Below are 14,542 nucleotides of genomic sequence, written 5' to 3'. Positions count from 1 at the left end.
GCCGATACCAGTCCGCGCCGGGGTCGGGCGACGGGCGGCCGCTGACCATGGCATCCGCCTGCCGTCGCCCACCCGCCGACGCGCCGGGCGCCTCGGCAGCGAATGTGTTCGCATTGGTCCGCGGTCACGAAGTGCTACGGATGGCGACCTCTAATCTTTGTCGCGGCGCAGGTCAACGCTTTCCTTTAGTTGCCGGCATGGCTGTGTCGCTGCGCTGCGTAAACCTTTGCCGGGCGTCGTAGATGCGCCGGGTTGCCGTCCGAGGCGGCGATGATCCGGCGGAACATCCGGCCAGATGCGAAGACTACACGTTCAGGTCAGAAGCCCTTGTCCGGGGCGACTCCGTGATTTACCCTCGTTGGGCGGCTGCTTTTGCACAGCCTATGCTTGGAGGGCTCATGGCTGAACTCCGCCCGTTTCCTCTCTTTGCCGGCCCATTCACCACGCTCGACGGCCGGTACTCCGCCTTCGCGGACGGAAAGGTCCTACGAGTGGGCCTGAAGATGAACACCCCGCCGACCTGCAACTGGAAATGCCCCTATTGTTATGCGGGTGATCCGGAACTGCACGGACGCCCCCGTCAACCCACGGTCATGACGGCGAGCGAGTCGGGGGCAGTGCCCCTGCACCGCGACCCGACCTGGGAAGGGCGGATGGAGGGCTGGCTCGAGCAGGCGATCGCGCTCGGCCTGCAGGCGGTGACGGTGAACGGCACGTTCGAACCGCTTGCCGCGCCGTCCTGGCAGGACACGATCTCCTTTCTGCAACGGCGGGGCATCGCGGTCACGCTCGTCACCAACGGGGGGCTGCTGACGCCGGAGTCGATCGACTGGATCGTCGCCAGCGGCGTCAACCTGCTGACGAAGCTGAACGTGCCGGTGGTGGCGCCCGACGATCCCCGCCGCGCGCGACTCGCCGAGGTGCAGAAGTACCTGTCCGGTCTGCCGCGGGACGCCGAGACCGTCTACGCCGAGCAGGTCGCGCTGATCGAGTGTCTCGTGGCCGCCGGCCTGACGACGACGGACGAGCCCGGCCGGACCAGGCTCGGCGTCGAGTCGGTCATCGCCCGCGACAACCTGGAGTTCCTCCCGGAGCTGGTGGCCCAGTTGCGCGAGCGGAACATCTACTCGCACATCGAGCTCAGCAAGCTGCAGGGCTTCGCCCGGACCAACCCCCACCTGGTGATCCGCCGGGCCGAGATCTCCGAGCTGTTCGAGACCGTCCGCCGCCAGGACGAGGCGATGGGCTACGAGCCGTACCAGGCCAAGCCGCCCTGCCTGGCAGGCGCCTGCTACGAGAACCTGTACCGCCTCGACCTGCATGCGGACGGTGCGGTCAGGCCGTGCCCGGGGATCGAGACGACGATCGGGGACCTCAACCGGCAGCCGCTGGCCGAGGTGCTCGGCAGTCCCGCGCTCGCCGTCATCCGCAACCTCGACGACCATATCCAGGGGGACTGCCGGGACTGCGACCTGCTCGCCACCCGGCAGTGTTACGGCGGCTGCCGGGGCACCGCCTATCAGGCGATGGCGAACTCGGGGCGCGGCGAGTACGAACGCTGGACCGCGTCCGATCCGTCCTGTTGGCGGGTGCAACGGGTGCTCGACGACGGCACGCTCGCGCAGGACGTCCTCGACCGCTCGCTGACCACGGAGGAGATCGCACGGCTGCGGAGGCCCGATCTGGTCGAGACGAGCACGGCCGGCGAGGTGGCGCCGTGAGCCGGCCGCTGATCTCCGCCGACTCGCACCTCTGCGAGCCGCCCGAGCTGTGGACATCCCGGCTACCGCGGCGGTACCAGGAGCGGGCGCCCCGGGTGGTGAACCTCGACGGGCGGCCGGGAGAGTACTTCGTCTGCGAGGACATCCAACCGCGCAGCGTGTACGCGGCCAGCGCCGCCGGCGTGCCGTCCGAGGAGCTCCCCCGCCGGGCGGCCCTGGGCTTCGCCGCCGCACCACCGTCGGTGTGGGATCCGCGGGCGCGGCTCGCCGAGCAGGACGTCGACGGCGTCGCCGCAGAGGTCCTGTTCCCGACCTTCGCGGACCTGCTCTTCGGCTGCCAGGACGCCGAGTTCCGCCGCGCCTGCCTGCACGCCTACAACGACTTCGTCGCCGAGTACTGCGCCGTCGACCCGAACCGACTCGTCGGCACCGCCCTGGTGGACGACGCCGACCCCGGGCTCGCGGCGGAGGAGGTCACCCGGGCGGCGGGTCTGGGCCTGCGCGGCGTCGTGTTACGCGCGGACCCGGATCGGTCCTACGCAGACGCCTCCTTCGACCCGGTGTGGGAGACCGCCGTCGGCCTCGACCTCCCGGTGGTGATTCACCGGGGCGCCGTCCGGCGGGACATCACGATCGACGTCCACGGCGCGCTGCTCGATTACGTCATGATCCCGGCCCAGGCCCAGCGCGCGCTCACCGCGCTCGTCTTCGGCGGTGTCTGGGAGCGGTATCCGGGGCTGCGACTGATCCTCTGCGAGTTCGACCTGCTGTGGATCCCGCATTTCCTGCAGCGGCTGGAGCACGCCGACCACCGGTTCGGACGCTCCTTCGGCGTCGACCTGTCCCGGCCGGCCCTCGACCAGGTGACCGACGGCGTCTGGGTCACGTTCCAGCATGAGACCGACGAGGTCCCCCGGATCCTGCCGAACTGGTCGGCGGAGCGGCTGATGTGGGCCTCGGACTACCCGCACGCGGACTCCACCTGGCCGCACTCGGTGGGCAAGGTCGCCGAGCTGCGCGCGGCGGTCGGGCCCGACACCACGACGATGCTCACGCACGACACGGTGTCCCGGCTGTTCGGGCTGCGCCTGCCGGCGCCCGCCCCGTCCGCCCCGCCTGCCCCGCCCGCCCCGCTCGAGGCGGCGCGCCCATGAGCGACCGGATCGCCACGGCCGGGCTCGACGTCGAGCGCTACCGTGCCGAGGGGCTCGTCATCGCCCCCGAGCCGATGCCGGCCGACGTCCTCGACCAGGTGCGGTCGGACCTCGGCGACTATCTGTGCGATGACCCGAGCGACGTCCCCGACTTCGTGCCTGATCTGATGGCGAGCGGGTTCGGCCTGCGTTACGGCAGCCATCCGGTGCTGCTGGACGCGGTGTCGGCCGTGCTCGGCGACGACGTCCTGCTCTGGGCCTGCGGGATGTTCGGCAAGCCGGCGCGGATCGGCAAGCCGACGCCGTGGCACCAGGACGGTCACTACTGGCCCATCCGGCCGCTGGCCACGTGCACGGTGTGGCTGGCGCTGGACCGGTCCGGCCCGCACAACGGCGGACTGCGCTACGTCGCCGGTTCGCACCGGGCGCGGGCGCTGCTCGGGCACCAGCGCTCCGACGGGCGGGACGCCACCCTGAACCAGCGGCTGGAGCTCGACGAGCCGCAGCGTGCCGCCGTGCGCGTCGCCGAGCTGGAACCGGGTCACTTCTCGCTGCACGACGTCCATCTCGTGCACGGATCGTCCGCCAACGTGTCCGGAGCGCGCCGCGCCGGGATCACCTTCCGGTACATGCCTACGACCTCGTACTACGACCGCGACCTGGCCCGCCGCCAGCACCGCGAGCTCGGCGTCCCGGACATCTCCGGGCGGGTGCTCTACCGGGTCCGCGGCGTGGATCGCACCGGCCGCAACGACACGGTGGACGCGACGGCCGGACCGTGGGCCGCCACGCCCGTGCCGCCCGCGCCACCCGCGCCAGGGAGACCGACATGAGAGTCGCCTTCGTGAACGTCAACGCCAAGCAGGACGCGATCCTTGGCCGGGAGCTGACGTTCTACGAGAACAAGTGCAGCATCGAGCTGGGCACCCTCTACCTGGAGGCCAACGTCGCGTGGCGGCCGGAAGACCGCACGCTCCAGGTGAACCTGCTGCATCTGCTCAGCCGGGGCGAGGACTGGCGTTCGGCGCTCGGCCGGTTCGCGCCCGACGTCGTGGCGCTCAGCGCGTTGACCTACTATGCGCCGGAGCTGGCCTTCGTGGCCGGCTGGGCCAAGGCGGAGCTCGGCAGTGTCGTGGTTGTCGGCGGCCCGCACGCGACGGCGATCGGCCGGGGCGTGCTCGACGACGGCAACATCGACTACGCCCTGGTGGGGGAGGGCGAAGCCGGGTTCGGTGACCTGCTCGACCTGATCCGCGGCGGGGACCTGATCCGCGGTAGGGACGGTGGCGCGCCGCGCACGGACATCGGTGGCCTCGTCTACCGCGAGCCGGACGGGACCGTCCGGGCGAATCCGCGCGGTGTGGTGCCGGACCTCGACGCGCTCGCGACCCCGACGCTCGCGCAGCTGGACCCGACCCCCTTCGCCGGTTACACCTCGCTGCTCAACCTCAAGGTGCGGTACATGCCGATCGTCACCACGCGGGGCTNCCCGTACCAGTGCGTGTACTGCCACGACATCATGGGGAAGTCCGTGCGGTACCGGTCGGCGGCGGCGGTGGTGGCGGAGGTCGACTACTGGCATGAGGCCGCCGGCGTCGACACGTTTCTCGTCTACGACGACATCTTCAACATCCACCGCGGTCGGGTGCGGGAGATCTTCGCCGAGTTCGCCAGGCGGCCCGGGCTGCGGTTCGCCTTCCCCAACGGCCTGCGCGCGGACCTGTTGACCGAGGACATCGTCGACCTGCTGCTCGAGGGCGGCACGTTCTACGCGATGGTCGCGGTGGAATCAGGTGACCAGCGGGTGCAACAGGTGATCAAGAAGCGGCTGAACCTCGACCGCACCCGCCGGATGATCGAGTACATGGGCAACGCGGGCGTGATTCTCGGCTCGTTCAACATCTTCGGCTTCCCGTCCGAGACCGAGGCGGACATCGAGCGGACGATCGAGTTCAACGCGTCGACCACAGGGCTGAGCAAGGCGAACTTCTTCGTGCTGTCCCCGCACGAGGGCACCGAGGTCTGGGACATGGCGATCGACCAGGGCTATGAGCCGCCCCGCGGTGGTGCCGGCCAGGGCTATTTCAGCGCGCCCGAGAGTTCGCCGACGGCGGAGGTCCCCTGGGACCGCCTGGAGGAGTTGCGCCGGGAGGCGTACAGCCGCTTCTACCTGACGCCGGCACGGGTGCGGAAGGTCCTCACCGATACCGCGCGGAACATGACCCCGCAGGAGAAGCACACCTTTCACAGCGTCGACTACTCGTTCGTGCTCAGGCAGTTCCTCGACGTCGACTCGCTCGATGCGCTGCCGCGCGGCGAAACCGCCGAACTCCTCCACGACCTCCTGCCCGCCGGCGTGCTGTCCGGCTACTGAGCGCCCGTGACGAACCGGATGCGTTTCTGCGCCCAGCGGCCGAGGTCCTCGGCGGTGGCGAAGTCGGCCGCCGCGACCATGACGTGGACCGTGCAGTGGTCCGAGCGCGGCGCGCGGCGGATGTAGGTGCCCGGGTGCTCGTAGACGCAGACCTCCACGACGTCCGGGTGCGACCGCACCTCGTCGAGCCCCTCGATCGCCCGCAACATCCCTTCGTCGGCGAACAGGCCGAACGTCATCACCGCATGGCGCGGCCGGTCCGGGTCCCGCGGGTCCGGGTCCGGGTCCGGCGCCGGGCGCCCGCTTGGCGCCGGCGCGCCGGTGGCGATCCGGACCATCGTCTCGACGAGGTCGACGCCGTGGGCGAGCCGGGCCGACCGGAAGATCGGGCCGCCGCCCATCCGCGCCGCGACCTCGAGCAGCACCGGTCCGGTGTCCGTCGTGCGCATCTCGGCGTGGAACACGCAGTCCCGCAGGCCGAGCGCGCGCACGGCGCCCGCCGCCACGTCGTCCACCCGGGCCAGCAGGTCCGCCGGAAGCCGGGAGGGCGACGACCACAGCACCTCCTCGAAGAAGGGGCCGTCCGCCGGCAGCGGCTTGTCGTGGCGGGCCAGCACCCGCACCTCACCACCGACGACGCTGCCCTCGACGCTCACCTCGCCGACCGGCAGGTCGAGGGAGCTGGCGAACCGCCGCCGCCCGCGGATGAGCTGCTCGACGAGCAGGCGAGGCGCCGCGCCGCCGCGGAAGGTGGCGTGCACCAGCGGGTCGCCGGCGACGACCCGGGCGCCGCCGCGGAGCACGTCGTCGAACGCGGCGGCCAGCTCGGCCGGGTCGTGCACCGTCCAGACGAACAGGCTGCCGCCGGCGAGCAGCGGCTTGAGCACCACCGGATAGCCGATGTCCGCGGCGATCGCCAGCGCCTCGTCGAGCCGCTCGGCGGTCCTGAACCGTACCGTCGGCAGACCGTGCTCGGCGAAGGCCGCCCGCATCCGGGACTTGTCCCGGGCCCTCTCCAACACGTCCAACGGCGTGAACGGCAGGCCCAGCTCCGCGGCCACGGCCGAGCAGAACGCCAGACCCGTCTCCGACAGCGAGACGATGCCGTCCGCGGCACCCCCGCGGCGGGCGAGCAGGTCCCGCGTGGTGCGGATCGCGGCCGGCGCGTCGAGCCGGTCGATCCGCACCACGTCGGCCAGGAGTTCGTCGGCCCAGGATGGGACATCGGTGTCGTCCTCGGCGAGCAGGACGACGCGCGGGTGGAGTTCGGCGAGACGGGTAAGCGCCGGCCGGCGCGGCTCGTTGAGGGGGCTGTAGACGAGGAGCGAGCCCTCAGTCATCCCGGCGCGCGGTGCAGGCATAGAAGTTGCGGGTGAAGACGAACTCGTCGCGCTCGGCCCCCGCGGCCAGTTCGGCGAGCCACCGGTCGGCCTCCGCAGCGGCGAAACCGGCGGTGACGACCCAGTCCCGGATCCGGGTGAAAAATGCCCGGTCGAAGGTCCGATCAATACGGACCGTCGAGTGGAAGCCGGTGACGGTGAAACCGGCGTCCCGCAGCAGCGAGGGCAGCTTTCGGCCGATCCAGCCGTCCTGCCAGAAGTCGGTCGCCGCGTCGAGGATCCGGCGGCTGAGGTCCCGGTCGCCCGGGTGGATCACGGCGCTGCCGAAATCCTGGTCGAGCACCGCCGCCGTCCCGCCGCGACGGGTGAGCCGGTGCATCTCCCGGAGGATGCCGGCGGGGTCGGCGGCATGCACCAGCACGGTCGCGGTCGTCGCGAGATCGAACTGCTCGTCGGGCAGCGGTACCTGCGTTCCGTCGGCGGCGAATATCTCGAATTGGTCGAAACGTTCGGCCGCCCGCTTGGCGAGATAGGCACTGCGGTCGATGCCGACGGCCCGCTCGACGCGGTCAGCGCCCAGGTGGCCGACAAGCCGGTCGAGAACCTGCCCGGTACCGCAGCCGACCTCGAGGACCGTTTTCGCCTCCCGCGGCAGCAGATCGAAGAACCAGTCGAGAACGGCGGGATAATAATTCCCGGCGATCCGTTCGAGAAGAATGCTCTCCTCGAAAGCTGGATCTGACCCCGAGTCGATGGTGTCGAACGGGTCGACGTTGCGTTCGATCGAGACTGTCACTACTGCGCTCCCGGGGTCCGAAGGGCACTGAGCGAACGGGTCGTGGCAAGAGAGAATCGGCGACGTGACCAACGTGACCAACGTGACCGACGTCGTGGACAGCGCGTCGGCCCCGCGCTGAGCGAGCACCTCGTCGACGCCGTCCTCTCGACCACGATTTCCGGGCCGCTGCGCGCCGTCAAGCTCGACCGTCGGCGCTGATAGGCAAGATGAACCTTTGACTGTATTTTGTCGATGCGCGGTGATAATCCTGTTATCGCATGAACTGCGAACTGCGAACTGCGGCGCGGAGCGGGCCCCGGTGGATGGGTCGCGGGCACCGCCGCTCCGGCCCTGGGTCGACAGCCGCGTGGCACCATCGGGGTGGATGGCGGGGTTCGTCCGTAGGGCGATCTGAGGGGGACGGGTGGAGACTCTGCGGATCGAGCTGTTCGGCCATTTTCGAGTCACGGTGGGTGATCGGGCGGTCCCGGATGGGGCCTGGTCGCAGCGCAGGCCGGCGGCGCTCGTCAAGCTGCTCGCGCTGGCACCCGGGCATCGCCTGCGCCGGGATCAGGTGATGGACGTCCTGTGGCCGGAGCTGGACCCGGCCGCAGCCGGCCGCAACCTGCGCAAGGCTCTGCATGCGGCCCGCCGCGCGCTCGACGGCGAACAGGGTGCGGACCTCATCGCGTCGGTCGGTGACCTTTTGTGCCTGCCGTCGGACCGCCTGTCGGTCGATGTGGACGAGTACCGGTCGGCCGCCGCGACCGCGCGGCGCACCCGGGCCGTCGACGCTCACGCCGGCGCGATCGAGCTCTACCGGGACGGGCTGCTGCCGGAGGACGTCTACGAGGACTGGGCGGTCGCGCCGCGCGATGCCCTGCGCGACGACTGGCTGGCGCTGATGGCGGAGTTCGCCGAGCTGCTCGAGACGCGCGGGGACCTCAACGACGCCGCCCGGACCGTGCAGCGCCTCGTCGCCGCGGATCCGTTGAGTGAGGACAACCACGCCTGGCTGATGCGGCTGTATTCCGCCGCCGGGCGCCGTGGCGAGGCCCGGCGGCAGTACCAGCGGCTGTGCGACGTGCTCGACGCCGAGCTGGGGATCGAACCGAGCCCGTCGACGCAGCGGTTGTACGAGGAGATCCGCAGCAACCTCGCGGCCGAGCCGGAGCAGGCGATCGAGGTCTGGGAGCGGGTCGGGGACCTGCGTGCCCAGTCGGGCGACGCCGCGGCGACGATCACGGCGTACGAGCGGGCGCTGCGGGCCGGACCCGACGCGGCGACGGCCATCCGCCTGCACCGCAAGGGTGCGGCCGCGCTGGTGATGCAGCAGCAGCTCGACGCGGCCGAGACGCACCTGGACGCGGCCGACCGGCTCGGGCCGGACGCCGTCGACCAGGGCCGGCTGGCCGGCGTGCGGGCGGGTGTGATGCGGGAACGCGGCGACTTCGCCGCCGCCCGCCGGCTGGCCGACCGGGCGCACCAGGTGGCCGTGGCGCACGGCGACGCCGACGCCGTCGCCGAGGCGCTCGAGGAACAGGCGATCCTGGCGCACATCCAGGGCACCTGGCGCACGGCGCTGCAGGTCCAGATGCCGCGGCTCGCGGCCGTGGACCTGGGCGGCCGGGTCAGCCGGTTCTTCGAGATCAACCACTGCATCGGGCAGTACCAGCTCTACGAGGACGCCCTCGCCGACGATGTCGAGCAGTACGCGCGCGAGACGCTGGCGCTGGCCGAGCGGGCGGACGCGGTGGCGGTGCAGGCGTTCGCCTGGTGTCTGCTCGGCGAGTCGCTGCTGTTGCGCGGCCACTGGGACGCCGCGGCCGCCTGCCTGGACCGAAGCTGCGAGCTGTACGCGCCGATGGGCAGCCGGTCCGTCGCGCTGCCCTGGCTGCGCCGGGCCGAACTCGCGATCTGTACGGGTGCCCTCGACGAGGTCGTGCCCTACCTCAAGCGGGCGTCCGCCATCGCGGCGGTCACCCCGCTGGCCCGGCACGCCTGGGGGCGGTTGCACGCCACGGCGGCGCTGGCGGCGCTCGAGCGGGACGATCTTGACGGCGCCGTCGAGTCGGTGCGGGCGGCGTCGCGCACCGCGGCCCGCTACGGCGACTGCGCCAGCTGCGGCCTGTTGCTCAACCCGGTCGGCGCGGAGACGCTGGCGCGGGCCGGCGACGCCGCGGGAGCGCGGGCCTTCGCCGAGGCGGCCCGGCGGGCGGCGTCGTTCCACGACAGCATGGCCTGGACGGCCATGGCCGAGTCGGCGGCCGGTAGTGCCGCGGCGGCCGCGGGCGACCCGGTCGAGGCCCGCGCGGGGTTCGAGACGGCCGCCGCGCTGTACGAGAAGGCCGGGCAGCCGTTCTGGGCCGCCCGCTCACGCCGCCAGGCCGCCGCCGTCTGAGGACCGCCCCGGAGACGGCCGGCGAACCTGGTCCGCGGTGACCGGCTCAGTGGCCTGTCCACCCGCGGCCGAACCAGCGGCGGATCCGGGTCGAACCGAACTCGGACCTGTCCGCCGCGTACAGCGCGGAGGGATCGTGGCGGGCGGGCACCTGAACGGGGTCGAGGTGACCCCGACGACGACCCGCCCGCCGTCGAACCGGTCCAGCGCGGCGCGCGTCGCGAACGCCCCGGCCACCGGGTAGAACTCGGGCCCGGCCTCGACCAGGCCCGGCGTCGCCGAGCTCCTCGGACAGTCGGGTCGTCAGCTCCAGGCCGCTGCTGTGACTCAGGCGGTCGGCTGCGGGACGATGCGGATGTAGGGCTTCGGCTCGTTCCAGGTGCCGAAGATCTCCTTGGCCTGGTCGTTGGAGACCGAGCCGGCGATGACGACGTCGTCGCCCTGCTTCCAGTTCACCGGGGTGGCGACCTTGTGCTTCGCGGTGAGCTGCAGGGAGTCGATGACCCGCAGGACCTCGTCGAAGTTGCGCCCGGTCGTCATCGGGTAGACCAGGATCAGCTTGATCTTCTTGTCCGGGCCGATGACGAAGACGTTGCGCACGGTCTGGTTGTCCGCGGCCGTGCGGTCCGACGGGTCACCGCTGACGTCGGCGCCGAGCATGCCGTACGCCTTGGAGATCGCGAAGTCGGCGTCGCCGATCAGCGGGTAGTTGGGCGCGGTGCCCTGGGTCTCCTCGATGTCCTTGGCCCAGGCGTCGTGCAGCTCGATCGGGTCCACCGAGAGGCCGATGATCTTGACGTTGCGGCGGTCGAACTCGGGCTTGATCGACGCGACATAGCCAAGCTCGGTGGTGCAGATCGGGGTGAAGTTCTTCGGGTGCGAGAACAGCACCGCCCACGAGTCGCCGATCCACTCGTGGAACTTGATCGGGCCCTCCGTGGTCGCCGCCACGAAGTCGGGTGCGGTGTCACCGATCGTCAGGGACATTACTCACTCCGTTCACAGAGGAAGCTCGGCGAGGGATGCCGAGGTAGTGCGTCGTGAAGGACTCTACGGACACGGCGTTCCCTGGACGTTCCCTTGCCACGCAGGCGTCCACCGGGGCCCGCCGCCGGTGGCGCGAGCGAGTGCGGCCCGGGCGATCGTGCGATCCGCATCACTCGAGCGGTAAATACTACTAAACCGATCGGCTTTGCCCATATATGCTGCCACCCGGTCCCACCGGGCTACGCCCGCCCGTCCCGAACCAGGAGTTCGTCATGCAGCGCACTGGCACGTGTCGAGTCTCAGCCGAGGCCGTGGGGACCCGCGCATCGTGACGGTTCAGGACTCCCGGTGCGCGCCGGGCGAGCTCGGGCGTGACCCGGCGGCGAACGAGAACCTGGCGGTGAGTGGTGACCCGGCGGTCGCGGACCGGGCGGCTCTCGCCACGCCGTTCGAGCTCACCGATCTGAGTCGTCGGCGCAACGCCCCCGGACGGCGCGCCGGACTGCGCCGGGTTCGTTGGCTGTTGCGCGGCCTGGTGCCGGCCGCCCTCCTGATCGCCTGGCAGTGGAGCACCTCCGCCGGGCTCGTCCCGCCGACGACGCTGGCGAGCCCGAAGAGCGTGTTCGAGGCCGCCCGCGACCTCATCGCCGACGGTGAGCTGCAGACGGCCCTGCGGGTGTCGACCGGGCGGGCCCTGGCCGGGCTGGTCATCGGCGCCGGCATCGGGGTCGCGGCGGGCCTCGTCGCCGGGCTGTGGAAGCTGGGCGAGGAGCTCGTGGACTCGACGCTGCAGATGCTGCGGACGGTCCCGTTCATCGCGCTGATTCCGCTGTTCGTCGTCTGGTTCGGCATCGGCGACACCCCGAAGATCGTGCTGATCGCGGTTGCCTGCGTCTTCCCCGTCTACCTCAACACCTTCGCCGGAGTGCGCGGGGTGGACCGCCGGCTGATCGAGGTCGGCCGGGTCTTCGGGCTGAGCAGAACGAGGATGATCACCCGCCTCGTCCTACCGAACGCGCTCCCGTCGGTGCTGGTCGGCATCAGGTACGCCATGGGGATCTCGCTGCTCGCGCTGGTGGNGGCGGAGCAGATCAACGCCTCCTCCGGGCTGGGCGCANTGGTGATGAACGCGTCCAACCAGATCCGGACGGACATCGTGATCGTCGGGGTCGTCGTGTACGCGCTGCTCGGTCTGCTCGTCGACCTCGTCGTCCGGCTCCTCGAGCGGCTGCTCCTGCCCTGGCGACCGACGATCGTGAAGTCCTGACCATGACGACCCCCGCCGGCACGACCCCCGCACCGGCGCAGCCGGCCGTCGTCATGCGCGACGTCGGCAAGGCGTTCGCGGCCCGGCGGATCCTGGACGACTTCGCCCTCACGATCGCCAGGGGCGAGTTCGTCGCGCTGCTCGGCCGCTCCGGCAGTGGTAAGACGACCCTGCTGCGGATCCTCGCCGAGCTCGACACCGTCGACGAGGGAACGGTCCTGGCGCCCCGCAACCGCTCGGTGGTCTTCCAGGAGCCCCGGCTGATCCCGTCGGAGCGGGTCTGGCGCAACGTGCTGCTCGGGCTTCCCCGCCGGGAATCGACCCTCGCCAGGGCGCAGGAGGCCCTCGCCGAGGTGAACCTCGCCGACCATGCCAGGGCCTGGCCGCACACGCTGTCGGGGGGCGAGGCGCAGCGGGTCGCCCTGGCGCGCGCCCTGGTGCACCGTCCGGACCTGCTCCTGCTCGACGAGCCGTTCGCCGCGCTCGACGCGCTGACCCGCCTGCGCACGCAGGCCCTGGTGCACGAGCTGTGGCACCGGCACCGGCCGGCCGTCCTGCTGGTCACCCACGACGTCGACGAGGCGTTGCGGCTGGCCGACCGCGTCGTCGTCCTCACCGACGGCAAGGTCGGTCTGGACCTGCGCGTCGACCTGCCTCGACCGCGCGAGGGCACCGGGTCGCGCTTCGGTGACCTGCGCTCACAGCTACTTGCCGAGCTGGGCGTCGCACGCCCGTCATCCCCGGCCTGAAGCCCACCGGCTCGGCCACCCCACCAACACCTCGGGAACGCATCCATGAAGATCGGAAGATTCGGTCGGCTCCGCCTGGCCGCCCCGCTGCTCGCGCTGGNCGTGGNCGCCGCCGCCTGCGGATCGGACGGCGGCAGCAGCGGCAGCGGTAGCAGCAGCGGCAGCAAAGCGGCAGCGCAGAACGACCTCAGCGGCGTGACCCTGACCTTCGCGACCCAGTCGCCGTACGTGAAGGCGGCTTTCGCGAAGTCCGGCGTGCTCCAGGGCGCCCCGTACAAGGTCCAGTTCGCGCAGTTCAACGCCGCGACGGTCACGACCGCGCTGACGACCGGGAAGGTCGACATCGGTCAGCTCAGCGACTTCGCCCTCATCCTGGCCCAGGCCAACGCCCAGCCCGCGTGGCCGGCGAACGACCCCCCGATCCAGGGGGTCCTGGCGACCCAGCCCGCCGACGACACCAACTACCCGCCGATCGTGACCCTGCGCGGCAAGAACTCGGGAATCGAGCGCCTCGCCGACCTCCGCGGGAAGAAGTTCGCCTACTCCCCGGGCGCGACCTCCGAGCTGCAGTACCTGCTGACCCTGAAGCAGGCCGGGCTCACGCCCGCGGACGTCAAGCCCGTCCAGCTCGACTCGACGGTGGGCGCCACCGCGCTGGCCCAGGGTGACGTCGACGCGTGGGCCGGGTCGCCGGCCCGCNCCGGCGCCGCGCTGGACGCGGGCGCGCAGGTCCTGACCACCACCAAGCAGACCGGCGCCCTCGGGCTGGGCGTGCTCGTCGCGTCGCGGGGCGCGCTGAAGGACCAGCGGAAGAACGCGGCGATCCGGGACTTCGTGGGCCGCTCCGTGGCCTACGAGCTGTGGAACATCACCCAGCCGGACCAGTCGGCGCAGGTCTGGGTCGACGCGGCGAAGCTCACCCCGGCCAAGGCCAGGTCCACCGCCATCGCCAACCGGCAGGTTCCGCACGTCCTCGACGCCGCGCTGCTCGACCGCATCCAGCACAACACCGCCGACGTCGCCTACTCCGGCGGCCTGATCAAGCGGGCGGTCAACATCCGCGACCACTACTACACCGGCTTCAACGACACGGTCGCGCAGAAGCTCAAGGAACTGGACGTCACGGCGAAGGTCGACGCGGCCGTCGCGGCGGCCCGTCCCTGACCGCGCGGCGCCCGCCGCGACCACCCCCGGCCGACCGCCTGGAACCCATCCCCGGGTGCATTCCCGTGTCCCGGATGACGAACGAGAAGGGCCGATGACCGACACGAGCGCCTTCAGGCTGGGCTTCTTCACCCGGGCGGCGATCCGCTCCGACGCGCGCCAGGCCTACGCGGATGCCCACGAACTGTTCGTCGCCGCCGACGAGCTGGGTTTCGACTCGGGCTGGGTCGCGCAGCACCACCTGCCGACGTCGACCCATCCCCTCGGCGGGCTGCCCTCGCCGTGGACGTTCCTCGCGAACGTGGCGGCCTCGACCCGGCACATCCGGCTCGGGACGGCGGTCAACGTGCTGCCGCTGGAGGACCCGGTGCGACTGGCCGAGGACGTCGCCGTCGTGGACATCCTGTCCGGCGGGCGGGTCGAGCTCGGCCTGGGCAGCGGCTCGGACCAGCGTGCCTACCGGGCCCTCGGGCGCGACTTCGGCCGCAAGCGGGAGATCCACGCGCAGCATCGCGAGCTCCTGCGCCGGGCGTTGAGCGGCCGGCCGTTGACCGAGGACGGCGCGGTGCTGACGCCGTGCGCGCCCGAGGTGGCCGAGGCCCGGATN

9 protein-coding genes and 5 pseudogenes are annotated in these 14,542 nt (G+C 71.5%); 11 read left to right on the top strand and 3 right to left on the bottom strand.

Going from position 1 to position 14,542, the window contains the following annotated elements; genetic code table 11:
* Positions 1–398 precede the first annotated feature (398 nt).
* The 5 genes and pseudogenes from UK82_RS23825 to UK82_RS39840 form a co-directional block, all read left to right on the top strand.
* Positions 399–1,721: a radical SAM/SPASM domain-containing protein gene (locus UK82_RS23825; RefSeq protein ID WP_055409450.1), complete on the top strand. Its 1,323-nt coding sequence runs from the start codon at positions 399–401 to the stop codon at positions 1,719–1,721.
* Positions 1,718–2,875: an amidohydrolase family protein gene (locus UK82_RS23820; protein WP_044887219.1), complete on the top strand. Its 1,158-nt coding sequence runs from the start codon at positions 1,718–1,720 to the stop codon at positions 2,873–2,875. Before UK82_RS23825 ends, UK82_RS23820 begins: the two co-directional genes overlap by 4 nt.
* A complete protein-coding gene (locus UK82_RS23815; protein ID WP_055409430.1) occupies positions 2,872–3,708 on the top strand; it encodes a phytanoyl-CoA dioxygenase family protein in 837 nt (278 codons plus the stop codon). Before UK82_RS23820 ends, UK82_RS23815 begins: the two co-directional genes overlap by 4 nt.
* Positions 3,705–4,362 (top strand): annotated as a pseudogene (locus UK82_RS39845) (cobalamin-dependent protein); the annotation flags it as partial. The gene UK82_RS23815 and the pseudogene UK82_RS39845, both read left to right, overlap by 4 nt.
* 1 nt (position 4,363) lies before the next feature.
* The coding region (locus tag UK82_RS39840) for a radical SAM protein (protein WP_255354345.1) at positions 4,364–5,249 on the top strand (886 nt) is incomplete at its 5' end.
* On the opposite strand, the gene UK82_RS23805 is transcribed toward UK82_RS39840, so the two are convergent.
* Positions 5,243–6,589 carry an ATP-grasp domain-containing protein gene (locus tag UK82_RS23805; protein ID WP_055409428.1) on the bottom strand — a complete coding sequence of 449 codons (1,347 nt, stop codon included), beginning with the start codon at positions 6,587–6,589 and terminating at the stop codon, positions 5,243–5,245. The genes UK82_RS39840 and UK82_RS23805 overlap by 7 nt on opposite strands.
* Positions 6,582–7,385, bottom strand: a complete 804-nt coding sequence (locus tag UK82_RS23800) for a methyltransferase domain-containing protein (RefSeq protein WP_044887216.1) — start codon at positions 7,383–7,385, stop codon at positions 6,582–6,584. Before UK82_RS23800 ends, UK82_RS23805 begins: the two co-directional genes overlap by 8 nt.
* Positions 7,386–7,791: 406 nt before the next feature.
* Here UK82_RS23800 and UK82_RS23795 point away from each other — a divergent pair, with 406 nt between their 5' ends.
* Positions 7,792–9,768: a BTAD domain-containing putative transcriptional regulator gene (locus tag UK82_RS23795; protein WP_044887215.1), complete on the top strand. Its 1,977-nt coding sequence runs from the start codon at positions 7,792–7,794 to the stop codon at positions 9,766–9,768.
* Positions 9,769–10,095: 327 nt separating this feature from the next.
* Here the strand turns inward: UK82_RS23795 and UK82_RS23790 are convergent, their stop codons facing one another.
* Positions 10,096–10,755: a peroxiredoxin gene (locus tag UK82_RS23790; RefSeq protein WP_044887214.1), complete on the bottom strand. Its 660-nt coding sequence runs from the start codon at positions 10,753–10,755 to the stop codon at positions 10,096–10,098.
* A 289-nt stretch (positions 10,756–11,044) separates the two neighbouring features.
* Here UK82_RS23790 and UK82_RS42095 point away from each other — a divergent pair.
* From UK82_RS42095 to UK82_RS39820, 5 genes and pseudogenes are all read left to right on the top strand, one after another.
* Positions 11,045–11,834: pseudogene (locus tag UK82_RS42095) on the top strand (ABC transporter permease); the annotation flags it as partial.
* A gap of 39 nt (positions 11,835–11,873) precedes the next feature.
* Positions 11,874–12,022 (top strand): annotated as a pseudogene (locus tag UK82_RS39825) (ABC transporter permease); the annotation flags it as partial.
* Between the two features lie 2 nt (positions 12,023–12,024).
* Entirely contained in the window at positions 12,025–12,771 is a 747-nt protein-coding gene (locus UK82_RS23780) for an ABC transporter ATP-binding protein (RefSeq protein WP_044887212.1), read from the top strand.
* Between the two features lie 195 nt (positions 12,772–12,966).
* Positions 12,967–13,470: pseudogene (locus UK82_RS43230) on the top strand (ABC transporter substrate-binding protein); the annotation flags it as partial.
* A gap of 559 nt (positions 13,471–14,029) precedes the next feature.
* Positions 14,030–14,541 (top strand): annotated as a pseudogene (locus UK82_RS39820) (LLM class flavin-dependent oxidoreductase); the annotation flags it as partial.
* Position 14,542: the final 1 nt, after the last annotated feature.

The organism is Frankia sp. ACN1ag (assembly GCF_001414035.1).
Lineage (GTDB): Bacteria > Actinomycetota > Actinomycetes > Frankiales > Frankiaceae > Frankia > Frankia torreyi.
Note: the sequence above shows the minus strand (reverse complement) of the source record. Positions and strands in the feature narration are given on the sequence as shown.